This is a genomic window from Chryseobacterium sp. CH25, from assembly GCF_004119455.1.
Taxonomy (GTDB): domain Bacteria; phylum Bacteroidota; class Bacteroidia; order Flavobacteriales; family Weeksellaceae; genus Chryseobacterium.
In genome coordinates, this window is the sequence record NZ_NRQT01000008.1 from 132,554 (window position 1) to 157,750 (window position 25,197).

12 protein-coding genes are annotated in these 25,197 nt (G+C 38.4%); 3 read left to right on the top strand and 9 right to left on the bottom strand.

Annotated features, from left to right (window positions below):
• Positions 1-206 precede the first annotated feature (206 nt).
• The 3 genes from BOQ64_RS17630 to BOQ64_RS17640 all read left to right on the top strand — a co-directional run bounded on the left by BOQ64_RS17630 (position 207) and on the right by BOQ64_RS17640 (position 3,105).
• A complete protein-coding gene (locus BOQ64_RS17630; RefSeq protein ID WP_129058527.1) occupies positions 207-683 on the top strand; it encodes a GNAT family N-acetyltransferase in 477 nt (158 codons plus the stop codon).
• Positions 684-1,688: 1,005 nt separating this feature from the next.
• Positions 1,689-2,108, top strand: a complete 420-nt coding sequence (locus BOQ64_RS17635; RefSeq protein WP_129058528.1) for a hypothetical protein — start codon at positions 1,689-1,691, stop codon at positions 2,106-2,108.
• A 316-nt stretch (positions 2,109-2,424) separates the two neighbouring features.
• Positions 2,425-3,105, top strand: coding sequence for a hypothetical protein (locus BOQ64_RS17640; protein WP_129058529.1), 681 nt, complete (start codon positions 2,425-2,427; stop codon positions 3,103-3,105).
• A 73-nt stretch (positions 3,106-3,178) separates the two neighbouring features.
• Here BOQ64_RS17640 and BOQ64_RS17645 read toward each other — a convergent pair whose 3' ends face one another.
• The 9 genes from BOQ64_RS17645 to BOQ64_RS17685 all read right to left on the bottom strand — a co-directional run bounded on the left by BOQ64_RS17645 (position 3,179) and on the right by BOQ64_RS17685 (position 25,181).
• A complete protein-coding gene (locus BOQ64_RS17645) occupies positions 3,179-3,589 on the bottom strand; it encodes a 5-fold beta-flower protein (RefSeq protein WP_129058530.1) in 411 nt (136 codons plus the stop codon).
• Between the two features lie 220 nt (positions 3,590-3,809).
• Positions 3,810-6,518 carry a T9SS type A sorting domain-containing protein gene (locus BOQ64_RS17650; RefSeq protein WP_129058531.1) on the bottom strand — a complete coding sequence of 903 codons (2,709 nt, stop codon included), beginning with the start codon at positions 6,516-6,518 and terminating at the stop codon, positions 3,810-3,812.
• Between the two features lie 721 nt (positions 6,519-7,239).
• Complete coding sequence (locus BOQ64_RS17655; RefSeq protein WP_164975836.1) at positions 7,240-11,754, bottom strand: T9SS type A sorting domain-containing protein; 4,515 nt, start codon at positions 11,752-11,754, stop codon at positions 7,240-7,242.
• 54 nt (positions 11,755-11,808) lie between these two features.
• Entirely contained in the window at positions 11,809-12,987 is a 1,179-nt protein-coding gene (locus BOQ64_RS17660) for a hypothetical protein (RefSeq protein ID WP_129058533.1), read from the bottom strand.
• A gap of 598 nt (positions 12,988-13,585) precedes the next feature.
• Entirely contained in the window at positions 13,586-17,803 is a 4,218-nt protein-coding gene (locus BOQ64_RS17665; protein WP_164975837.1) for a T9SS type A sorting domain-containing protein, read from the bottom strand.
• 499 nt (positions 17,804-18,302) lie between these two features.
• Positions 18,303-19,058, bottom strand: coding sequence for a T9SS type A sorting domain-containing protein (locus BOQ64_RS17670; RefSeq protein WP_129059777.1), 756 nt, complete (start codon positions 19,056-19,058; stop codon positions 18,303-18,305).
• On the bottom strand, positions 19,046-19,207 hold the full coding sequence (locus BOQ64_RS23190) for an RCC1 domain-containing protein (protein ID WP_262708772.1): 162 nt from the start codon (positions 19,205-19,207) through the stop codon (positions 19,046-19,048). Before BOQ64_RS23190 ends, BOQ64_RS17670 begins: the two co-directional genes overlap by 13 nt.
• A 14-nt stretch (positions 19,208-19,221) precedes the next feature.
• On the bottom strand, positions 19,222-21,192 hold the full coding sequence (locus BOQ64_RS17680) for an RCC1 domain-containing protein (protein ID WP_129058536.1): 1,971 nt from the start codon (positions 21,190-21,192) through the stop codon (positions 19,222-19,224).
• A 536-nt stretch (positions 21,193-21,728) separates the two neighbouring features.
• Positions 21,729-25,181, bottom strand: a complete 3,453-nt coding sequence (locus BOQ64_RS17685) for a T9SS type A sorting domain-containing protein (RefSeq protein WP_129058537.1) — start codon at positions 25,179-25,181, stop codon at positions 21,729-21,731.
• Positions 25,182-25,197 lie beyond the last annotated feature (16 nt).

Consider the following 25,197-nt stretch of genomic DNA (forward strand, 5'->3'; position numbering starts at 1 on the left):
GAGTTATTGTTTAGAAATAATATCCTTACTAATTGTTTATCCATTGCTTACGAAACTACCGGATTCTGTTTTCATAGAAATTACCTCAGCATTAAATGTGTATTACATTTTATGATTTCTGTACTCCTCTAAACACGACATGCAACTCTTATTATCGGATCATACGATTTAATTATATTTGAGGATCAACTTACCAATCACTCAAAATGAAACATATAACTCTTAGACCAACTGTGCTAACAGATTTAGAGATTCTTTTCCAGATTCAGCTGGATGAGGAAGCCAATTACCAGGCTGCATTTACCTCAAAGGATTCTCAAAACAAAGAAGCTTACCTTGCAAAATATACAAGATTACTGAATGATCCTACCGTTAACAATCAAACTATTATTGTTGATGCAGTTATCGCAGGAAGTATTGCAAAGTTTGTAATGGAAGGTGATGCAGAAATCACCTATTGGATTGATAAAAAGTTCTGGGGACAAGGAGTAGCCACCACAGCATTGAAAAATCTTCTTACCATAGAAAAGACCAGACCCGTTTTTGGACGTGTTGCCTCTGACAATCTGGGTTCACAGAAGGTTTTGGAGCATTGTGGATTTATAAGAATCGGAACAGATAAAGGTTTTGCCAATGCCAGGCAAACGGAAATTGAGGAATTTATTTATAGGTTGGATAACTAAATTGGATGGTTATACAATACAAACCTATATCTCAGGTAGCTCTTTAGCTTTTGCGAGATGAATCAACATTACAAGGGTTTTGTGAAGCTTTTTTGAAACGCAAAGGATAAGTGATTCTATAGCTTTATTTTAGGGAGCAAAGAGGAGCGACTATGTCGCTGATGAAGCGGTATGGTTATGCGTACGCTTAGTAAGAATCAATGAAGTTGATTTATTCTTTGCTCACTTAGAATATCATATATTAATCATAATCTTTGCGTTTTTAAAAAACAATTCATTTTTGAAGAGCCTATTAATTATTATAATTCAATACTTACAACTCCTAACATTTAACTTTTTCCTTGACAAAATCAGATGGATTTTAAAGCTGCTTCTTGAAACGCAAAGGATAAATCATTCTATAGCTTTATTTTAGGGAGCAAAGAGGAGCGACTGTGTCGCTGATGAAGCGGTATGGTTACGAGTACGCTTAGTAAGAATCAATGAAGTTGATTTATTCTTTGCTCACTTAGAATATCATATATTAATCATTAATCTTTGCGTTTTTAAAAAACAATTCATTTTTGAAGAGGCTATTAATTATTATAATTCAATACTTACAGCTCCTAACATTTAATCTTTTCCTTGACAAAATCAGATGGATTTTAAAGCTGCTTCTTGAAACGCAAAGGATAAATGATTCTATAGCTTTATTTTAGGAAGCAAAGGAAGGCGGCTGTGTCGCTGATGAAGCGGTATGGTTATGCGTACGCTTAGTAAGAATCAATGAGGCTGATTTCTTCTTTGCTCCCTTAGAATCTCATATATTAATCATTAATCTTTGCGTTTTTAAAGTGATTTGTTTTTTGTAGAGACTATCAATTATGATAACTTAAAGTAACTTCCAGCATCCCTCTTCCCTTCTTCCTGTCTGTTTTATTTTCCAAGCATTCTTATATTCTATTAAGTTTGATATTTTAATAATCTTTTTTGCTTATTTTTACATAAAATAAATAAAAATAACACATGAAAAGAGTCGTATTAGCAGGGCTAATAACTATGGGTGGGTTTCTAACTGCAACAGCACAATGTAAAACCGAATCTACAATCGTAGAAAATTTTGATACATGGAAGGATATCAACAAATGCTGGACTGCCCAGGCAGGTGGAAAAACCATGTTGTATGCCAGTGACAAAAAGATTATATTTTATTCTATGAACAGCCCGGGAGAAAATATGTATTTAGTGACTCCAAAAATTAAAGAAGGAAACTATACGCTTACTCTTGATATTTCGGATAACGGTGGAGAAACTGCACTGGAAATTTTCTCAGTAAGCAATGCATCCGATTCCAAATCATATGTTTCAATAGCTAAGCCTTCCAAGATAACAGGTGATAAAAAAACATTCAATATATCGATAAAAAAGATACCCATCTGGGTCTGAAAGTTTTACTGAACGGGATCCATCAGGCAGTTTACCTGGATAATTTCTCGTTGTTACAAAAAAAATAAATGCATAGAACCCAACAGGCTTATATGCAACGCTTCTTTTAAAAGATACCGAAAATACTCGTATCAAGCCCATCTACTCTCCGAAGTCTTCTGACTTTGGAGTTTTTATTTTAAACAAAAACAACATTTCAAAAAACCATAAAGATTAATACAAAAGACGGACATACCTGTTAATATTGTAAGAAAAGAAAACTTAATATACCAGGAGTTATTATATTTGATAGTTAGAACACCGTAACGCTTTGAAGATGAAAACAAAACTTAGCTATTTATTTATTTTATTATATGCCTTTATGAGCTGCCAGGAAGGATCAATTATTAATGATTTGAAAATTGCTAACTATTCAGGCCATCCTAAGAAAATTACAGAGATCATTACTTTTACAAACCAAAATATTAATAAAAGTATTTCTTATTTTGATAAAGATGGTTTTCTAACAAAAATTGAATCCTACAATCTAGCCAAAAGCCAATTTCCAGATAAAAGATTTATAAGTGACATTATTGTATATGACTCGAAGAATAAAGCGAAACGCTCTTTTGAAACTGTTAATCCTGAAAGTAAAAAGATAGAAGCTAAAGGTAATTTTGAAAAAATTTCTGATTCACTGTATAAAAGAGTTTCAAATTCTGATGCCCCATCTATGTTTCTAAAAAAATTATTTTATTTTGACAAAAACAACCGCCTTATAAAAACCGAAGAAACCGGAAATTTTAATGGTACTTCAATTCATACTATCATTATCTATAGTTATATCAATGCTGTAAAAACTGAAATGCTTGTTGAAAATGTTGCTCAACACAAAAAATCTAAGCTTATTTATAAAAATGTAAAGCTTGACCAAAAGGCCAATTCTGTTTATGAAGAATTAGTTGATGACCGTGGAATACTACAACAAAAAGTAGAAAGAGAATTTGAATATTATTAATTGAAAAATACTCCATAAGGTCTACTTCAGGATAGCAATACAATTTTTTCTATTATACCTTTGTCATTCATCTTTAATCCAGCTTAAAAAAGAAATATACTACTGCTGCCCATTCTTTTTTAATTCCTTTTGCATACCCAATGGTACTGCGACTGCTGTTTTCTACAGTTCCATCATCTTTAATGTAACCAAGAGTGGAACGGCTGCTGTTTTCTACAGTTCCGTCTTTTTTAACGTATCCTACAGTAGAACGGTTTTGGTTTTCTATAGTCCCATCGCTTTTGATATAACCAATTGTGGAGCGGTTTTTATTTTCAATGGTTCCGTCAGGCTTAATATAACCTACTGTTGAACGGCTGCTGTTTTCAATGGTTCCGTCTGATTTTATATAGCCTGTTGTGCTGCGGTTTGCCGATTCTATTGTCTGTGCACTCAGAGTGAAAAGGCTGAATAGAAGGAAGCCCGTAAATAGTGTTTTTTTCATGGTTTAAAATGATAATCGGTTATTCAATGAGTCAGTTTTGTTTCTACGTAATTCTTCAGGTTATCAATTTTTTATTCTTTCTGTGATTTTTAAAATTAAATATACAATTTATAAGAATAGTATATAAAAATAGCACCACTTTTTAAGTGATGCTATCTATTTAAAAAAGACTTAGATTATCAGGATTTTATACTCAATAATCCTTGGTCATGAAATTTATTTATCGTTTGATAACTTTTACTGTTTTTACAACATTGTTGGCCGTCTGTATCTTAACCATATAAACTCCTGATGGTAAAGCAGAAACATCAATAGTTCCCTTGATATCATTAATTGTTTTAGTAAGCACCTGCTGCCCTGCCATATTGTAAATCATCACGGAAAGAATCTTTTGATCAAATGAAACCGTAAGGATATCATCTACCGGATTTGGAAATACCTTTACATTATATGTTATTTCTGGAATGTCATCTGTTCCTAAAGTATCTGTAAAACAAATTACAGGAGACATTATCTTTCTGTGAATATTTGTTCCGTCTCCTATTGGACCAAGGCCATTACTACCACAGCCTGATAAAAATCCATTGGTACTTATAACGAATGTATTATAACTACCTGCTGCAATGCTCTGTCTGTCTGTAGATACTCCGCTAAGAACAGGTACATATCTGTTGATTTTTGTTCCATCTCCTAATTGTCCAATGAAATTATAACCCCATGTCCAAAGTGTTCCGTCTGCTTTTAGTCCTGCAGAATGAGACTCTCCACAACTCACACTTACCCAGTTCTGTTCTGTACCTATTTGTCTTGGATAATAATTATTAATCTTGGTATTGTCACCTAATTGAGCATAATTGTTACGTCCCCAAGCCCAAAGTGTTCCATCTGTTTTTGTTGCTAATGAATGAAAAAGACCGCCATCAATACTTTTCCAATTCGTTGCAGATCCAATTTTTGTAGGAACAGTTCTTTTAACTGAACTATCATCACCTAATTGTCCATAATCATTACCTCCCCAGGCCCAAAGTGTTCCATCTGTTCTAATCCCCAAAGAATGGAAGCCTCCGGCACTAAGAGTTTTCCAATTGGTAGCTGTTCCAATCTGAACCGGAATCCAACTATCGTTAGTACTTCCGTCACCTAATTGTCCCTCACCATTATATCCCCAGGCCCAGAGAGTTCCGTTTGCTTTTATAGCTAACGTATAATTGTTTCCGGTAGTAACACTTACCCAGTCAGTTGCTGTTCCTATCTTTGTTGGGTTAGCTCTGCCATTTAGTGTTCCATCTCCTAATTGTCCATAATCATTATTTCCCCAAGCCCATAGTGTTCCATCTGTTTTGATGGCTAAAGAGTGAAAATTTCCTGCAGTGACACTTTTCCAGTTTGTTGCTGTTCCGATTTTTACAGGTGCTATTCTTTCAGTTATGGTTCCGTCACCTAACTGTCCCCTATAATTACTACCCCAGGCCCACAGTGTTCCGTCTGTTTTGATAGCTAATGTATGAGAACCGTCAGTACTTATACTTTTCCAACAGCCTGTTGTAGCAGAAGGAAGTGTAGTAAAAGAATTTTGTTTACTCCAGTTACCCTGACTGACTCCACAGTGAGAAGCAGCCCACCAATAGTAAGTAGTGCCAGGTAATAAGTTAGTTAAATTAGCAGAGGTAGATGTACTGACTCCCTCTATACCTCCAACAATTGGATTAGTACTATAATAATATACATAGCCATCATTTGGAGCTGATGTTGGTATATCCCAGTTGATAGTAGCCGTTGTAGAACTAATATTAGTAGTCGAAAGTTGTGATGGTGTAATACACACTGAAGGGCAAGCAATAGGAGTAAGTGCATTTTTTTGGATTTTAGAGTTGTCTCCTAATTGACCTGATTCATTATTTCCACAAACTCTTAAAGTACCATCTGTAGTTCTCTCAAGGGTATGAGATCCCCCCGCAGAAATTAGCATACTGTTTGATGTAGTCCCTACTTGTACTGGTGATGTATATGTACCAAGAGTACCGTAGCCCAATTGCCCGTAAGTATTTCTCCCCCATGACCAAAGGGTTTTATCTGTTTTAATCGCAAAACTATGATTATATCCGGTAGCTACCGTTTGCCAATTTGTTGCTGTTCCTATCTGTGTAGGGGTATTTCTATTCGTTGTAGTACCATCTCCCAATTGGGCAAAGCCGTTGTATCCCCAAGTCCATAACGTACCATCTGATTTTATTCCCGCAGAGAACAAACCTCCGGCACCCACACTTTTCCAATTTGTTGCTGTTCCGATTTGCTTTGGGGCAGTTCTTGTAGTTGTTGTTCCGTCACCCAGTTGACCAAAACTGTTATATCCCCAGGCCCATAATGTTCCATTGGTTTTGATCGCAAATGTATGATCAAGTCCTGTAACAACATTCTGCCAATTTGTAGCAGTTCCAATTTGTACGGGATCGGCAGTATTCAATAAAGTGCCATCCCCTAATTGTGCGTTACCATTATATCCCCATCCCCATAATGTTCCATCTGTTTTGAGGGCTAATGTATGCGATCCACCGGCGCTCACTATTTTCCAATCTGTGGCTGTTCCAATCTGAATGGGTGAAAATTTATTGGAAATCGTTCCGTCTCCGAGCTGTCCAAATCTATTATCTCCCCACGCCCATAAGGTTCCGTCTTTCTTTATGGCTAATGTATGATTCATCCCTGTACTTACACTCTTCCAATTTGTGTCTGTATTCATTTGAATGGGAACACTTCTGGAGCATGTAGTTCCGTCTCCTAGCTGCCCATAATCATTATCTCCCCATACCCATAATGTTCCGTCTGTTTTTATCGCTATTGAATGTCCACTTCCTGCACTAAAACTCTGCCAACATTGGGCAAAAGAATGCAGACTAATCAATAAAAATAATAAAAGTATTTTCCTCATATTCAATTTTATAATATTTCCTACTCGTGTAGCTTTTCGGTTCCGCTTCGTTTAAATGGTTTCTGAACTCCATAAAATAATTCATCTAAACACACAAAGATTTCAAAATCAAATACGTTCATACACCAAAAACTTTAATCAATGAATAAACATTGATCTTGAATTAATGTTGTGGATCAGAATAATATCACAATAGTAACAGTCTAAAATTTTTCAAAGCTTCTATAAAAACACTCCACCCTTTGGAGCAAAAGCGAAATACCTGTCATAATCTTCATACTGAGAGTTATGAACATCATTAAATAATCCTGTAGGGGTAATAAGAATATGCTTCTAAAGAAGGCTGAGGATTTACTGTAGTGTTAAATTGTAAGAGGTAGTAAGTTTGTTTTGATGAATTGGTAAATGTAAATACCGTGTAGTTTCACTCATTTTCATGGTTTAATTAGTTTTCAGGTTTAGGTTTTTAGTTTTAGTTTTTTTAGGCAACATCATCATCAATTATGATTTATGTTCTTGACTGCAAAAGTATATTTTTATTGTGAATCCTCAAATAGCTGATAAAGAATAATATTCGTTTTGTTTTCCTATCTTTTTTAATACAAAAAAACAGTACAAATGTTTCCCTTGAAAAGAAAAAAAGTAGCGCCACTTATCTCTAAGTGGCGCTATTCTGAAAGATTTCACAGTTCGGAAACCTTAGATATTACAATTTTAATGCTTATCGTTTAATCACTTTTACCGTTTTTACGAAGTCATTCACCGCATTTATTTTAACCAGATAAAGCCCTGATACAAATCCGGAAGCATCAATTGTTCCTTTTGTATCGTTGATTGCTTTAGTAAGTACCAGCTGTCCGGCTGCATTGTAAACCGTTACAAAAAGAATCTTCTGATCATAAGAGATCGTCAGGATATCCTGTACCGGATTAGGATAAACTTTCAACTGATCTGCTTTTGATGAAACCTCCGCAACAGCTAAATTACTTGTAGGACAGGCAATAGGGATAAAAATTGGTTTATCAATAATGGTTCCGTCACCTATCTGTCCATAATCATTACGGCCAGTGACAGATAAAAATCCATTGTTATCTATTGCAAGTGTAGTGTATGGTCCTGCTGCAATCATTTTTCTATCAGTAGCTATTCCAATTTGTGTTGGGACAAGTTTGGCAATATTAGTTCCGTCACCCAACTGTCCAAAAGTATTTCTACCCCAAGCCCAATGGGTTCCATCTGCTTTAATTCCTACAGAAGAGTTAAAATTGTTAGTTGCTATATACTTCCAGTCTGTTGCTGTTCCTATTTGAGTTGGCGTAGCATTCGTGGTTATAGTTCCATCACCTAATTGTCCTTCGAAATTAGCACCCCAGCTCCATGCCGTTCCATTTGCTTTTAGTGCTAAAGAGTGAAAACCTCCTGCACTCACCGTTTTCCAGTCTGTAGCAGTTCCGATTTGGAAAGGAGTTGATATTACAATTGAAGTTGAAGAAGAATTTCCATCTCCCAATCGTCCATGATCATTAATTCCCCAACCCCACAGCGTTCCGTTTATTTTAACAGCCAGAGTATGCGAGCCTCCTGCGGAAACCATTTTCCAATCATTTGCCGTACCAATTTGTACAGGTACATTTCTATTGATTGTAGTACCATCTCCTAATTGACCATTTCCATTATATCCCCAAGCCCATAATGTACCATCTGATTTTATCCCCAGTGTAAAATAATCACCACAAGAAACACTGTTCCAATCTGTTGCAGTTCCTATTTGCATTGGAACAGTACCGGAAATTGTAGTTCCATTACCTAATTGCCCTTGCTGATTACCTCCCCATGTCCATAACGTTCCATCTGTTTTGATAGCAGCCATATGATTATCTCCTGTAGATACTTTCAGCCAATTACTTCCGGTTCCTACTTGTGTTGGGGTATTTTTCGGAACAGTTGTTCCATCTCCCAGCTGACCGCTACCATTAGCTCCCCAGGTCCATAATGTACCATCTGATTTTATCCCTGCCGAATGAGAAGAACCTGAGCTTACGCTTTCCCAACAGCCTGTTGCAGTGGTAGGAAGTGTTTTAAATGAACCTGCCGGCATCCAATCAGGTTGATTGGACCCACAATTAGATCCTACCCACCAATAATATGTAGTATTCGGCAGTAAATTTGTCAGATTAGCTGTTGTAGAAAGAGTTTTATCTCTTATCCCTCCAATAACTGAATTGGTACTATACATATAATGATAGCCTTCACTAGGAGCAGGATTTACTGCTGACCAGCTAATAGTTGCTGCCGTAGAAGTAATATTGGAAGACAGGAATCCACTTGGTGGATAACAAACCGAAGGGCAAGCAACAGGTACAAAAATTGATTTGTTCACATTGGTACCATCTCCTATCTGCCCTTTGTCATTACGTCCAGTGGCTGATAAAAACCCATTAACACTAATGACAACTTTGTTAAACATATTGGAAGCAATGATTTTCCTATCCGTAGCAGCTCCTATTTGGGTAGGAACAAGTCTACGAATTGTTGTACCGTCTCCCAATTGGCTAAAATCATTATCACCCCATGCCCAAAGAGTTCCATTGGTTTTTATTCCTGCAGAAGAATAATGACGATCAGCACTAATATTCTGCCAATCGGTGTCTGTTCCGATTTGAGTTGGAACCAGCCTATTGGTTGTTGTTCCATCTCCTAGCTGTCCATAAGTATTTCTACCCCAAGACCAAAGTGTTCCATCGGTTTTGATGGCTATAGTATGATGATTACCAACTCCTGCGTTTTTCCAATTTGTATCTGTTCCAATTTGAGTAGGAATCAGCTTATTGATTATAGTTCCATCTCCCAGTTGTCCATAGGAATTATCTCCCCAGGCCCAAAGTGTTCCATCGGTTTTGATAGCTATAGTGTGCTTCAATCCGGCAATGATTACTTTCCAATCATTTGCTGTTCCTATTTGGGTTGGAATGCCAATGCTATTTGTAGTATTATTTCCTAATTGCCCAGAACTATTTAAACCCCATGCCCATAGCGTTCCATTTGATTTTAGAGCTAATGTATAATATTCTCCACCGGCAATACTTACCCAATCTGCTGCTGTTCCTAATTGGGTTGGTTCTATTCTGTTTACAGTAAATCCAAATCCAAGCTGGCCATGCTGATTACTTCCCCACGTCCATAGTGTCCCATCGGTTTTGATGGCTATAGTATGAGATTCTCCGGCAGCTATTTTCTTCCAGTCATTTCCACCAATTTGTATGGCTGCATTTCTGTTTGTAGAAGTTCCATCTCCAAGCTGGCCATATTGATTATTTCCCCACGTCCATAGTGTTCCATCATTTTTCAGAGCCACGGAATGGTTATAGCCTAAGCTGGCATTTTCCCAACAGCCTGTTGTAGTAGCTGAAAGTGTTGTAAAAGATCCACCTGCTTCCCAATTAGCGTAGCCTGATCCGCATTGAGATGCCACCCACCAATAGTAAGTAGTGTTTGGTAGTAAATTCGTCAGATTTTCTGTTGTAGCAGATGTTGTTCCTTCTATACCACCAATAACTGAATTCGTACTATAAAGATACGAATAACCTCCATTTGGTGCCGGGTTTGGTGCCACCCAGCTGATTGTAGCTGTGGAAGAAGTCACATTGGTTGTTGAAAATTGTTTTGCAGGAGGGCAGATTGAAGGACAATCAACAGAAATAAATGAATTTGTATTGTTATTAGTCCCGTTACCTAACTGTCCATAAGTATTTTGTCCACAAACTTTTAAAGATCCATCAATAGTTCTTACAAGAACATGACTTTCTCCCACAAAGCTCTGCATATTGTCTGATGATGATCCTACCTGTGTAGGTAAAGTAGTATTTGTAGTTCCAGTTGTACCGTTACCTAATAACCCTTTGGAATTGTTCCCCCATGACCATAATGTTCCATCTGTTTTTGTGGCAAATGTAACACCGTTTCCGGCTGCTATATTAAGCCAGTTTGTTTCTGTTCCTATCTGTATAGGTAAGTTTTTATTAATGATAGTTCCGTCACCTAACTGACCAGAGTTATTACTTCCCCAGCCCCATAATGTACCATTTGTTTTTACAGCTATTGAGTGGTAACCGCCAGCAGCAGCGCTTTTCCAATCTGTTGCTGTTCCGATTTGAACTGGAGACAGTCTACTGACTTGTGTTCCATCTCCTAATTGTCTATAATAATTATAGCCCCATCCCCAAAGTGTTCCATCTGTTTTTATAGCAAAAGTATGCAGTGAACCTGGTTCTATACTCTTCCAATTAGTAGCTGTTCCTACCTGAGCTGGCACCAGCACATTGGTAGTAGTCCCATCACCTAATTGTCCATAATAATTATATCCCCAACTCCAGAGTGTTCCATCTGATTTTATAGCAAACGTCTGATTGAATGAAGCACGGATACTTTTCCAATCTGATGCAGTTCCTATCTGGATAGGTAAACTTTTATTAATGGTAGTTCCATCTCCCAGTTGCCCATAGTCATTTTTCCCCCAGGCCCATAATGTACCATCTGTTTTAAGTGCTATGGTGTGGCCAAAGCCAATACTAACGCTTTTCCAATCTGTTGCAGTTCCTACCAGGATAGGTGTCTTTTTACCAATTAAAGTTCCGTTTCCTAGTTGCCCATAATCATTACCGCCCCAGATCCATAAAGTTCCATCTGCTTTTACTCCTGCCGAATGCTCTTGTCCTACACTAAGACTCTGCCAACAACCTGAAGGAACCGGAGTTTCTACATTAATAACATTTTTAAAAACAGGTCCCCAAACTCCGGCATTATCTCTGATACGGACGTTGAATACATGTAAGCCATTAGATGGTAAAGCAATTCCCGTTTTGGTAAGCTGTTCGTAAGTACTGTTAAAATTACCATCGGTTGCTAATACCGCAGTACCGTTTCCGGCTCCGGGATCGTTATCCCAGAAATATTCGGCCTGAGAAATGGCCATGATACTTGATGTTGAATTTTGCTGAACATCAATAACATTTGTAAAAATAGGTCCCCAAACGCCCATATTGTCTTTGATACGTACAGAGAGTTTATGTAAACCGACTCCTGGTGTGGCTATTCCCGTTTTTGTTAATTGTTCAAAAACACTGTTGAAACTTCCATCCGCAGCCACTACTGCAGTACCGTTTCCTTTTCCGGGATCGGTATCCCAGAAATACTCGGCCTGGCTTACGAACAACTGTGCCCAGCACAACGTTGCCATAAACAAAGCTATTATACTATAGATATATTTATTCATCTTCTTCTATAATTAGAATTATTTAGAGAAACCTGATCCGCTGATAGTTAATGTGCCACTGCTAACCGTTCTTGGAGTTACCAGATAGTTCACCTGAGGTTTTCCTCCATTATCTGCCGGCCAGAAGTTAGCCCAGCTGTTAGAACCACCATAGTGTCCTACATCGTTTCTGGTAAGATCTAAATCTGTGTATTTTACATCAGGATTTCCTGCGTTTACGTTCATTCCGGTAACTGTATACGCTGTGTTATCGAAATTCATATTAACAGCTCCTGAATTGTTGCTTTGGGTCATATTCCCCTGTGTTATAAAAGGGTTTGTAGATAAGTTGTAACTGGCTGTCACATTTACATTCGTACTTGAATTTTGAATGCATACATTGGTTTGACCTACCACAAAAGAAACAGCATTGTTCATAATGGCAATATTTCCTGAAGTTGCACCATTGATGCTGATATTAAATGGTCCCAGATCCCCAGGAGTCGGGCTGTACACCGTATTGTTTACAATCTCGTTAGAACTTCCTGCTTTAATATTTCCGATATTAAAACTGGTACAGAAATTATTGTAGAATTTAAAATTATAATTGATTTGTGTATTTTGTATCCCTGCGTTCGATACATTGCCGTACACTTCAATATCAGATACAGCAGGAACGGTATCCGGTGCCATAGAATAGATACTGATAAATCCGGTTTTATTGGCTGTACATATTCCGTGGGAAAATATCAGGTTTCCTTTTACTGTACTTCCTGTAACATTGGTGGTTGTATTCACCTGATAGGTAAAAACATTATTCAGATCACAGTTCACAAGATTAATGGTGGTTCTTCCTCCTGATGTTGCTCCACTTGCTTCTAAAATATTGTTACTGGATGTCCCTAAGCTCATACTGCTTATCGTTACCATTCTCCCTGCTGCCGGATTAACGGTAACTTTCCCCTCAATAATATATTTGTTATAATTGGTTTCGGAAACAAAAGTAAGTGACTTATTGATAATCAGGTTTTCTACATAAGCTGTTCCGTTTGTTTTGGGCTGAATGATGATGCGGTCTCCGTCTGAAGCGGCTGCAATAGCTGCACTTACAGTAGAATAAGCACCGCCAACTCCGCCGTTTCTAACATATAAATCGGCTGCATAAGCCATGGTACTTGATAAGCCTGCGAAGGCAATGATTAGTAGTTTTTTTGTCATAATAGTATAAAAATTGGTTGGTTTAATATTCAATCAGATCTTTTGATTCTGATATACCCTCCTGTAGTATTTTTTCATCAAATTATTGGCAGAATATGTTAGAGCCATTCCTTTAATTTGATAAAATAATCCAATAAGCCGTATTGATACAATACAACCCGGATCTTAAAGATACCTTCAGGGATTTAGAGCTTTTTAAATTGTTGGTAACAATGATTCGTAATGAATGAATAGAATAAATACAGTATTTTTCATGGTTTAATTAGTTTTCAGGCTTAGGTTTTTAGTTTTTTAATCAACAATATGGTCATTTATGATTTTATATTGTGAAATGCAAAAATATATTTTTATTATGGATCACGAAATAGCTGATAAAAAAGAATTTAGAGATATAATCAACAGACTTTGTTGAAAATGGCTGATAATCCCTAAATCTGGCCCTTTTGGATATTATATCTTTATTCGGTAATTATAAAAAAATACCTTCTAAACTGATATACCTATTATAAAAAAGTAATGCCACTTATCTCTAAGTGGCACTATTCTGAAAGATTTCACTGTTCAGGAAACCTTAGCTGATGTATTAAGATTTTAATGCTTATCGCTTAATCACTTTTACTGTTTTTACGAAATTGTTTGCTGCGATTATTTTAACCAGATACATTCCTGATGGTAAAGCTGAAACATCAACTGTTCCTTTGGTATCATTAATTGCTTTCGTAAGTACTTGCTGCCCCGTTGTATTGTAAACCGCTACTGAAAGAATCTTCTGATCAAAAGAAACCGTCAGGATATCCTGTACCGGATTGGGGTATACTTTCAACTGATCTGCTTTTGCAGAAACCTCTACAACAGCTAAACTGCTTGTAGGGCAGACAACAGGAACAAAAATTGTTTTTGGAATATCCGTATCATCACCTATTTCTCCATGATTATTAACCCCACAACCTGATAAAAATCCATTGGCATCTATAGCAAGTCTGTGATACATATTTACGGCAACTATTTTTCCGCCTGTAGATGTTACTACTTGTGTAGGAACATATCTGTTAACTTTTGTTCCGTCTCCCAATTGGCCATCCATATTATTTCCCCAGGCCCAAAGGGTTCCGTCTGTTTTGATTCCTACAGATGATTTAAAATAGTCAGCATCAACACTCTGCCAGTCTGTTGCTGTTCCTATCTGAACAGGTACAGTTTTATCGGTTCCAGTTCCATCCCCAAGCTCTCCACTGGAGTTATCTCCCCATGCCCAAAGCGTTCCGTCTGTTTTAAGGGCTACAGTGTGTCCAAAACCTGCGCCAATACTTTTCCAGTTTGTTGCTGTTCCTACCTGCGTAGGTATACTTTTATTAATGACAGTTCCGTCTCCCAGTTGTCCATATGCATTATATCCCCATGCCCATAGGGTTCCGTCTGTTTTCAGGGCTACGGTATGCAGTGCACCAAGTGTAACCGTTTTCCAATTATTTGCGGTTCCTATTTGTGTTGGAATGTTTCTGCCGATTGTAGTTCCATCTCCTAATCGCCCATGACCATTATGTCCCCATGCCCAAAGTGTACCATTAGATTTTATCGCTACTGTATGAAAATCCCCGGCTGCAATACTTACCCAGTCTGTTGCTGTTCCGATTTGTATTGGAACCGTTTTTGAAATTGTAGTTCCATCTCCTAATTCACCACTCAAATTATCACCCCAAGTCCAAAGTGTACCATCTGTTTTTAGCGCTACAGTATGGTTATTTCCAGCAGCTATTTTCAGCCAACTGCTTCCGGTTCCAATTTGCGTTGGAGCAGTTTTTGAAACTGTAGTTCCATCTCCCAGTTGTCCATAATAGTTATCTCCCCAGGTCCATAAGGTTCCATCTGTCTTCAGTCCTACCGAATGACGAAATCCTGCACTAACGTTCTGCCAACAGCCTGTTGCAGTAGCAGGAAGTGTTGTAAAGGATCCTGCCGGTTTCCAATTAGACTGGCTCTCCCCACAATGAGATGCTACCCACCAATAGTAAGTGGTATTAGGCAATAAATTTGTCAAATTAACTGTTGAGGAAGAAGTTTTCCCTTCTATTCCACCCACAATGGAGCTCGTACTATAAAGATAAGAATAACCTCCGTCCGGAGCAGGAGTTAACGCTGTCCAATTAAGCGTAGCTGTTTTAGAAGTAATATTAGAAGACAAAAATTGGCTCGGTGGATTACAGGTCGGAAGACAGGCAACAGGAATAAAAATTGTTCTATTCATCTTTGTACCGTCACCTATCTGGCCAGAACTATTGTTCCCACAACCTGATAGAAAACCATCATTATTGATCACAAACATATTAGATTGATTTGCTGCTATTTCTTTTATACCAGCAGCTCCTGTTTGCATCGGAATCAATTTATTAACCCTTGTCCCATCACCCAATTGTCCTGACATATTATTTCCCCAGGTCCAAAATGTTCCATCTGTTTTGATACCTACTGTATGGTTATTTCCAGTAGCTATTTTCAGCCAATTGCTTCCGGTTCCCATTTGTACTGGAGTGTTTCTGTTAACCGTAGTTCCATCTCCCAACTGCCCATACTCATTCATTCCCCAAGTCCACAGTGTTCCATCTGTTTTCAAGGCAATGCTGTGCTGCCATCCGCCATCCGCATCTTTCCAATTCGTAGCGGTTCCTATTTTTGTTGGACTCAATCTATTGGTTGTAGATCCGTTTCCTAACTGACCTTTGTTATTATACCCCCATGCCCATAGCGTTCCATCTGTTTTGATAGCAAGAGTATGCATCACTCCCAGAGCAACAATTTTCCAGTCTGTTGCTGTTCCTATTTGTGTTGGAATGTTTCTGTTAGTGACAGTTCCATCTCCCAGCTGTCCATAATAATTATCACCCCAGGCCCATAAGGTCCCATTCGATTTTATAGCTAATGTATGGTTCGCTCCTGCAGCAATACTTACCCAGTCTGTTGCTGTTCCTATTTGTGTTGGAACAGTTTTATTTGTATTGGTACCGTCTCCTAATTGCCCTTTTGCATTATATCCCCAGGTCCATAACGTTCCATTAGATTTTATAGCTAATGTATACCTGATCCCTGTGGCAATACCTACCCAGTCTGTTTCAGTTCCGATCTGTGCCGGATTGATTCTGTCATTTTCAGTTCCATCTCCCAATTGACCTTTTTCATTGCTTCCCCATGTCCATAACGTTCCGTCTGTTTTGAGAGCTACTGTATGGTCATTCCCTGAGCTCACAGTTTTCCAGCAGCCTGTTGTAGTTGCAGGAAGTGTTGTAAAGGAACCACCAGGCGTCCAGCTGCCTTTGCTGGATCCGCAATGAGATGCCACCCACCAATAATAAGTAGTATTAGGTAGTAAATTGGCCAGGTTTGCCATGGTAGAAGACGTTTTTCCCTCTATCCCGCCAACCATTGGGCTCGTACTATAAAAATACTGATAGCCTCCATTGGGAGCAGTAGCTGATGCTGCCCAATTGACAGTAGCCGTTGAAGAGGTAATATTAGTTATTGAAAACTGTACCGGAGCAATACAATTGGAAGGACATTCAATGGAAGTAAAAGTTTTTTTCTCAGTATTGGTACCATCTCCTAATTCTCCTGATTGATTTCGTCCGCAAACCTTTAGAACACCGTCAATAGTTTTTACAAGAACATGATCTGCTCCAGCAGAAATCAGCATGCTATCTGAAAAAGAGCCTACCTGAGCAGGTGACAATACAGTCACGGTATTGCTACCTAGTTGTCCGTATATGTTATCCCCCCAACCCCAAATCGTTCCATCTGTTTTGTTTGCGAAGCTAAAGCTGTCACCAGCAGCTATATTGAGCCAATTGAATGCTGTTCCTATTTGTACAGGAATATTCTTTGAATTTGATGTTCCGTCACCTAATTGGCCATATGAATTATTTCCCCAAGCCCATAATGTGCCATCTGTTTTGATTCCCAAAGAATGCTTTTCTCCAGTATCTGCACTTTTCCAGTTGGTCCCTATTTCAATTTGTATAGGATAAGTTTTACCAGCTGTTGTTCCGTCTCCCAATTGGCCATCCGAATTATTTCCCCAGGCCCAAAGTGTTCCGTCTGTTTTAATGGCAACAGTGTGTCCCAAACCTGCTGAAACACTTTCCCAATTGGTACCCGTTCCAATTTGTGTAGGGGCTGTTCTATTTGTGGTGGTACTATCACCCAGTTGTCCATAGTAATTATACCCCCAGGCCCAAAGTGTTCCGTCAGCTCTGATGGCTACTGTATGATTAGTTCCTGTACTAATATTTTTCCAATTCGATACTGTTCCTATCTGAGTGGGACTCAATCTATCCGTTTTAGTTCCATCTCCTAACTGGCCATATGCATTATTACCCCAAGCCCATAACGTTCCATCTGTTTTGATGGCCAATGTAAACTTTTTACCGGCTGCTATTTTCAACCAGTTGTTTGCTGTTCCTATCTGAACAGGGACATTCGTGTCAATTGTGCTTCCATCTCCTAATTGGCCGTATGCATTATTACCCCAGGCCCATAATGTTCCATCGCTTTTTATTCCTACAGAATGGTCATTTCCTGCACTAAGGCTTTGCCAGCAACCTGTAGGAGGTGGAATATCTCCATCAACCTCATTTTTAGTCTGAACACTGAAAATATGGAGTTCATTAGGTGATAAGGCAGCTTCTGTTTTTGCCAGTTGCCCATAAGTTCTGTTAAAATTACCACCGGCGGCTACCACCGGAGTACCATTTCTTTTTCCTGGATCGGTACCTCCAAAATATTCGGCCTGGCTTATGAACATCTGTGCCCAGCACAATGTTGTCATAAACAAAGCTATTATACTATATTTATTCATTTTCTGATATGATTAAAAATTATTTAGAAAAACCGGATTCTTTAATTTGTAATATCCTTTTGAGTCTATTTTTTCCGGATCAATAATAGACTGCCCGTATCCTGGTATCTCATTCTTTCGATTTGATAAAATAGGATTGATTTCTAAGAATTGTTCAGGGATTTAATACTGTTTTACATTGCTGGAAGCAACGAATTGTGATGAATGTGTAAAAATAAGTACAGTACCTGTTTTGTTCTGCTTCATGATTTAATTAGTTTCAAAATTTAGTTTTTTATTATACGCAACATAAGCTACAATTACGCATATATTGCCAGCTGCAAAATTATATTTTTATTATGGATAATGAAATAGCTGATCGGCTTATATATAGCATATTATAAAAATAGTCTCACTTAAAAATAAGTGAGACTATTTTGAAGATTTCATAACCAAGAAAATCTTAGCTTCTGTATTAAAACTTTAAGGCTTATCGCTTAATTACTTTTACCATTTTTACGAAGTCATTTGCCGCATTTATTTTAACCATATATACTCCTGAAAGTAAAGCGGAAACATCAATTGTACCTTTGGTATCATTGATTGCTTTTGTCAATACTAATTGCCCGGCTGTATTGTAAACCGCTACTGAAAGAATCTTCTGATCAAAAGAAACTGTCAGAATATCCTGCACCGGATTTGGGTAAACTTTCAGCTGATCTGCTTTTGCAGAAACCTCTACAATTGCTAAACTGCTTGTAGGACAAGCAACAGGGACAAAAATTTTCTTTTGAACAATGGTACCATCTCCTAGCTGCCCCATCGCATTAAAACCAGTGATTGATAACAATCCATTCGTACTTATAACAGCTGTATTATACATTCCAGCTGCTGCAATCTGTTTATCAGCTGCCCCAATAAGCAAAGGTAAACTTGTACTCGCTATTGTCCCATCGCCTAATTGACCATAAAGATTATCTCCCCATGCCCAAAGGGTTCCGTCTGTTTTAACCGCAAAAGAAGAACCCATAAAACTAGCATGTACACTTTGCCAACTAGTTTCTGTTCCTACCTGAGTTGGAATAAATTTATTTTCAGAGGTTCCATCCCCTAATTGGCCATTATTATTGGCTCCCCAGGCCCATAATGTTCCATCTGTTTTCAGGCCTATAGAGTGATCTCTTCCGCCATCAACACTTTTCCAATTAGTGTCAGTTCCAACTTGTACAGGGCTTATTTTATACACTGTAGTTCCGTCTCCAAGATCACCATTGAATTACTTCCCCAACTCCATAGTGTTCCGTTTGCTTTGATGGCAAAAGTATGTTCACTTCCTGATGCAATACTTTTCCAGTCTGTTGCAGTTCCTATCTGCACTGGGGCAGTTTTTGAAATTGTAGTTCCATCTCCTAATTGTCCAAAGGTATTATATCCCCAACCCCAAAGAGTACCATTGCTTTCAACGCTATTGTATGGCTATTACCTGCTGCAATACTTACCCAGTCTGCAGCAGTTCCTACCTGTGTTGGAGCCAGCCTGTTAGCAACATCTCCATTTCCTAATTGTCCATCCATATTTCTTCCCCATGCCCATAGTGTTCCATCTGTTTTAATTCCTATTGAGAAATAATCACCGGCTTCTATTTTTAACCAATTAGTTCCGGTTCCAATTTGGGTTGGGTTATTTTTTGAGATTTCTGTTCCATCTCCCAGTTGTCCAAAATCATTCATTCCCCATGTCCACAGTGTTCCATCTGTTTTAATACCTATTGAATGCTGATTTCCAAGAGCAACTCTCTGCCAACAGCCTGCGGCATTTGCAGGAAGTGTAGTAAATGAACCACCCGACACCCAATTTCCCTGACTGGATCCGCAGTTAGAGGCCATCCACCAATAATAAGTGGTGCCTGGTAATAAATTTGTAAGGTTTGCTGTTGTAGAAGAGGTTTTTCCTTCTATTCCTCCAATAACTGAATTCGTACTATAAAGGTACAAATAGCCTGTACCAGGAGCTGGAGTTGTTCCTGCCCAGCTAATTGAAGCTGCTGAAGAAGTAATATTGGTGGCTGAAAACTGTGTTGCCGGAAGGCAATTTGAAGGACAGCCAATAGCATTATATGTATTTTTATCATTATTGGTTCCATCTCCCAACTGTCCATAATTATTAAGTCCACAAACTTTTAGAACCCCATCAGTACCTTTCACAAGAACATGATAGAACCCTGCAGAAATCTGGCTATTGTCTATAGAGGAACCTACCTGTATAGGTGTAGTTGTATAAGCAGACATATTGGCTCCGTTACCCAACAGACCAAAAGAGTTTCCACCCCAAGACCAAAGGGTCCCATCTGTTTTAGTTGCAAAAGTAGAGGTCTGTCCTGCAGATATATTAAGCCAGTTTATTTCTGTTCCAATTTGTTTTGGAGAAATTCTGTTCATAGTCGTCCCATCTCCCAGTCTTCCATTATAATTATCTCCCCATGCCCATAACGTGCCATCTGTTTTGAGTGCTACCGAATGCATATAACCGCCATCAACGCTTTTCCAATTCGTATCAGTTCCGATCTGAACAGGATCAGACTTGCTTACTTTAGTTCCATTTCCCAGTTGACCTCCACCATTGTAGCCCCAGGCCCAAAGGGTTCCATTTGATTTTATTGCGAATGTAAAAGAATTTCCACTGCCTATACTTCCCCAGTCTGATGCTGCTCCTATTTGTGTGGGAACATATTTGTCAACTGTAGTCCCATCACCCAGTTGGCCACTATTATTTTGTCCCCAGGACCATAGTGTTCCGTTTGTTTTGATAGCTACCGTATGATTGGATCCTGCACTAATACTTTTCCAGTTTGTAGCGGTTCCTATCTGAGTGGGAGTAAATTTATTTATTTTAGTTCCGTCTCCTAGTTGCCCATAAGAATTATCTCCCCATGCCCATAATGTTCCATCGGTTTTAATGGCAACAGTATAATAAAATCCGGTGACTACTTTCACCCAATTATTGGCTGATCCTATCTGGATAGGAGCATTTCTGTTAACTGAAGTTCCATCTCCCAATTGCCCATATTGATTACTACCCCATGCCCATAGTGTTCCATCGTCTTTGACTCCTACAGAATGAAAATTACCTACGCTAATTTCCTTAAAACAAACTGCAAAAGCTGCAGACTGTGCATCAATAATATTTGTGCTATAATCTGTTTCTAAACCAAAAGTAAGTGATTGGTTAACTGTCCGGTTTTCTACGAAGACTCCGTTATTTGTTTTGGGTTGAATCATACGGCCATCATCCGCTCCTGTATTTCCAGGATATGGATCTGCAGCAAAAGCCATCGTACCGGATAAGCCTGCTAAAGCAATAATGAATAATTTTTTTGTCATTAAGTGTAAAAATTAGTTGGTTTAATATTATTTTTTTGATTTTTAACATCCCATGAATCCAAAAACATTTCTTCTTTTTGACTCAATGGTGAACTATCTGCCATTTCCTGAAATCTATTCCTTTCAATTTGACAAAATAGCGCAATAAGCCCTATTGATAAATATGACTTGGTTCTAAAAATAGTTCAGGGATTTAATACTGTTTTACATTGCTGGAAACAACAAATTGTAATGAATGTATAGAAATAAGTACAGCATCTGCGTTATTCAGTTTCATGATTTAATTAGTTTCAAAATTTAGTTTTTTATTGACAGCAACATCATAAGCTACAGTGACTATACATTGCTGGCTGCAAAATTAAATTTTTATTATGGATCATCAAATAGCTGATACAGAATAATATTGATTTTACTTTCATATTCATTGCAACACATGCAGCAGGATAAATAAAAGCGCCACTTATCTCTAAGCGGCGCTATTTTGAAAGATTTCAAATTTCAGAAAATCTTAATTGTTAGATTACGGTTTTAAATGTTTATCGTTTAATAACTTTTACTGTTTTTACGAAGTCATTTGTACCATTTACTTTAACCAGATATACTCCTGATGTTAAAGCTGAGAAATCAACTGTTCCTTTACTATCATTGATAGCTTTCGTAAGCACCAACTGACCTGCTGCATTGTAAACCGTTACAAAAAGAATCTTCTGATCAAGCGATACCGTTAAGATATCCTGTACCGGATTTGGATAGACTTTCAGTTTATCTTCTGCCTTTCCTGAAACTTCTGCAACAGCTAAGCTACTTGTAGGGCAAGTAAGAGGGGTAAAGATTTTCTTGTGAGTAAAGGTACCGTCACCTATCTGTCCCATCTGATTGGACCCACTGATTGTTAAAAATCCATCTGTACCTATAACAGCTATATTATTTCTCCCTATTGCAATAACCTTTCTATTGGTAGGTTTACCCATAAGCATAGGGGTGTATTGAGTGATTGTTGTTCCATCGCCCAATTGCCCACTACTATTTTCACCCCATACCCAAAGGGTACCGTCTGTTTTTAGTGCTACCGAAGAACCACCCTGACCGGCATTAATACGACTCCAATTGGTTGATACTCCTATCTTTGTTGGAACATATTTATATGTAGTGCTCCCATCTCCCAGTTGGCCACTGTTATTAGCTCCCCAGCCCCAAATCGTTCCATCAGTTTTAATCCCTAACGAATGGCTTGTTCCACCATTTGCACTGCTCCAATTTGTGTCTGTTCCAATTTGCATTGGTGTACTTCTGTGATTTGTAGTTCCATCTCCCAGTTCTGCACTGAAATTACTTCCCCATGTCCAAAGCGTTCCATTTGTTTTTATGGCGAGACTAAATTCTCTTCCTGATTCTACACTTCGCCAGTCTGTTGCGCTTCCAACTTGAATTGGTATATTTTTATTTATAGTTGTACCATCTCCTAACTGTCCATAAGTATTACCTCCCCATGCCCAAAGGGTTCCATTAGATTTTAAAGCTAATGTATGATCCTCACCTGCTGTCATACTGATCCAGTCTGTTGCAGTTCCTATTTGTATCGGAGTGATTCTGGTATTGGTAGTTCCATCACCAATTTGTCCATTAGTATTTTTTCCCCATCCCCAAAGTGTTCCATTAGATTTTAGAGCTAGCGAATAATTTTCTCCAGTGGCGATACTTACCCAATCTGTTGCTGTTCCTATTTGTGTTGGAGTATTTCTGTTAGAACCAGTTCCGTCTCCTAATTGTCCATAAGAATTATATCCCCATGACCATAAAGTTCCGTCTGTTTTTATTCCTAATGAATGCAGATTTCCAATAGCAACACTCTTCCAGCAATTTGTAACTGTTGTAGGAAGTGTTGTAAAAGAACCACCCAACGTCCAATTACCCTGGCTGGATCCACAATTAGATGCTACCCACCAATAGTAAGTGGTATCAGGTAATAAGTTAGTTAAATTCACGGTTTTAGATGTGGTAGCCCCTTGTGCTCCTCCAACAGATGAATGCGTACTATAAAGATACAGATAGCCACCAGCCGGAGCTGAAGTAGATGCTGTCCAGTTAATAGTAGCCCCTGAAGCAGTAATATTGGTTGTTGAAAACTGTACTGGCGGAGCACAAGTTAAAGAACAGCTAATAGGAGTATAAATATTTTTACTAATGACAGTACCATCACCTAACTCCCCATCACTATTGAGACCACAGACTTTCATAATACCGTCGGTATTTTTTACAAGAACATGATAGAATCCTGCGTAAACCGATACATTATCTGACGAGGATCCTACCTGTACAGGGGATGTAGCATTTGTAGATCCACTTGTACCGTTACCTAATACTCCATAGAAATTGCTACCCCATGCCCAAAGTGTTCCATCTGTTCTGGTTGCAACAGTAAAATACGAACCTGAAGATACATTCAACCAGTTGGCAGCCGTTCCAATTTGTGTTGGAGTAACTCTATTAGTTGTAGTTCCATCTCCCAGCGTACCATAAAAATTACTACCCCATGCCCAAAGGGTTCCATCTGTTTTTATTGCCGTAGTATAATTATTTCCACCATCAACAGTTTTCCAATTTGTACCTGTTCCAATTTGTGTTGGAACATTTCTGTTCGTTGTTGTTCCATCTCCTAATTGCCCATAGCCATTATAACCCCAGGCCCATAGTGTTCCATTTGATTTGATCGCAAATGTAAAACCATCTCCACTGCCAATAGTTGCCCAGTTTGTGGCTGTGCCTATTTTTGTAGGAACAGTTCTGCGTATGGTAGTTCCATCTCCTAATTGCCCATTACTATTTTCACCCCATGCCCATAATGTTCCATCTGTTTTAAGGGCAACAATACTAGCCGAATTAGAACCAGCACTAATGTTTTTCCAATTCGTTGCCGTTCCAATTTGTATTGGACTCAATCTATCAGTTGTAGTTCCATCGCCTAATTGCCCTAAATAATTACTACCCCAACCCCATAACGTTCCGTCTGTTTTAATAGCAACAGTAGAATAAGTTCCGGTTACTACTTTAGACCAATTATTTGCCGTTCCTACTTGCATAGGAGCATTCCTACCAATGGTAGTTCCATCTCCTAATTGTCCGTATGTGTTACTACCCCAAGTCCATAACGTTCCATCTGCTTTTATTCCTGCCGAAAAATAATACCCTACACTAAGTTCCTGCCAGCATACTGAAGGAGTTGTTGGAGTTCCTACATTAATAACATTTCTGAAAGCAGGTCCCCAAGCTCCTGTATTATCTTTGATACGTACGTTAAATACATGCAAACCGTTAGATGGCAAAGCAATTCCTGTTTTGGTCAGTTCTTCATAAGTACTGTTAAAATTACCATCGGCAGCCAGCACAGGAGTACCATTTCCTTCTCCCGGATCCGTATCCCAAAAATACTCTGCCTGAGAAAGTGCTATTACTGCAGAGGTTTGATTTTGCTGAATATTAATAACATTCGTAAAAGCAGGTCCCCAAGCCCCAGTGTTATCTTTAATACGGACAGAGAATTTGTGCAACCCGTTGCCTGGTGTTACAATATCTGTTTTGGTCAGCTGTTCAAAAACACTATTGAAGTTCCCGTCAGCAGCCAATACTGGGCTACCGTTTCCGGCTCCCGGATCGTTATCCCAAAAATACTCTGCCTGAGAAAGTGCTATTACTGCAGAGGTTTGATTTTGCTGAACATTAATAACATTGGTAAAAGCCGGTCCCCAAACCCCTGTATTATCTTTAATACGGACAGAGAACTTATGTAACCCGTTACCTGGTGTCGCAATATCTGTTTTGGTTAACTGTTCAAAAACGCTGTTAAAACTTCCATCAGTAGCCCAAACCTGAGTACCGTTTCCTGTTCCCGGATCGGTATCCCAGAAATATTCGGCCTGGCTTACGAATACCTGTGCCGGGCACAGTATCACCATAAGCAGAGCGATTATACTATAGATATAATTTTTCATATTGTTATATCATTAG

What these genes read in the sequence shown, in the direction of transcription:
- BOQ64_RS17630 (WP_129058527.1), top strand. Translation starts at nt 207, where the DNA reads ATGAAACATATAACTCTTAGACCAACTGTGCTAACAGATTTAGAGATT.
- BOQ64_RS17635 (WP_129058528.1), top strand. Translation starts at nt 1,689, where the DNA reads ATGAAAAGAGTCGTATTAGCAGGGCTAATAACTATGGGTGGGTTTCTA.
- BOQ64_RS17640 (WP_129058529.1), top strand. Translation starts at nt 2,425, where the DNA reads ATGAAAACAAAACTTAGCTATTTATTTATTTTATTATATGCCTTTATG.
- BOQ64_RS17645 (WP_129058530.1), bottom strand. Translation starts at nt 3,589, where the DNA reads ATGAAAAAAACACTATTTACGGGCTTCCTTCTATTCAGCCTTTTCACT.
- BOQ64_RS17650 (WP_129058531.1), bottom strand. Translation starts at nt 6,518, where the DNA reads ATGAGGAAAATACTTTTATTATTTTTATTGATTAGTCTGCATTCTTTT.
- BOQ64_RS17655 (WP_164975836.1), bottom strand. Translation starts at nt 11,754, where the DNA reads ATGGCAACGTTGTGCTGGGCACAGTTGTTCGTAAGCCAGGCCGAGTAT.
- BOQ64_RS17660 (WP_129058533.1), bottom strand. Translation starts at nt 12,987, where the DNA reads ATGACAAAAAAACTACTAATCATTGCCTTCGCAGGCTTATCAAGTACC.
- BOQ64_RS17665 (WP_164975837.1), bottom strand. Translation starts at nt 17,803, where the DNA reads ATGACAACATTGTGCTGGGCACAGATGTTCATAAGCCAGGCCGAATAT.
- BOQ64_RS17680 (WP_129058536.1), bottom strand. Translation starts at nt 21,192, where the DNA reads ATGACAAAAAAATTATTCATTATTGCTTTAGCAGGCTTATCCGGTACG.
- BOQ64_RS17685 (WP_129058537.1), bottom strand. Translation starts at nt 25,181, where the DNA reads ATGAAAAATTATATCTATAGTATAATCGCTCTGCTTATGGTGATACTG.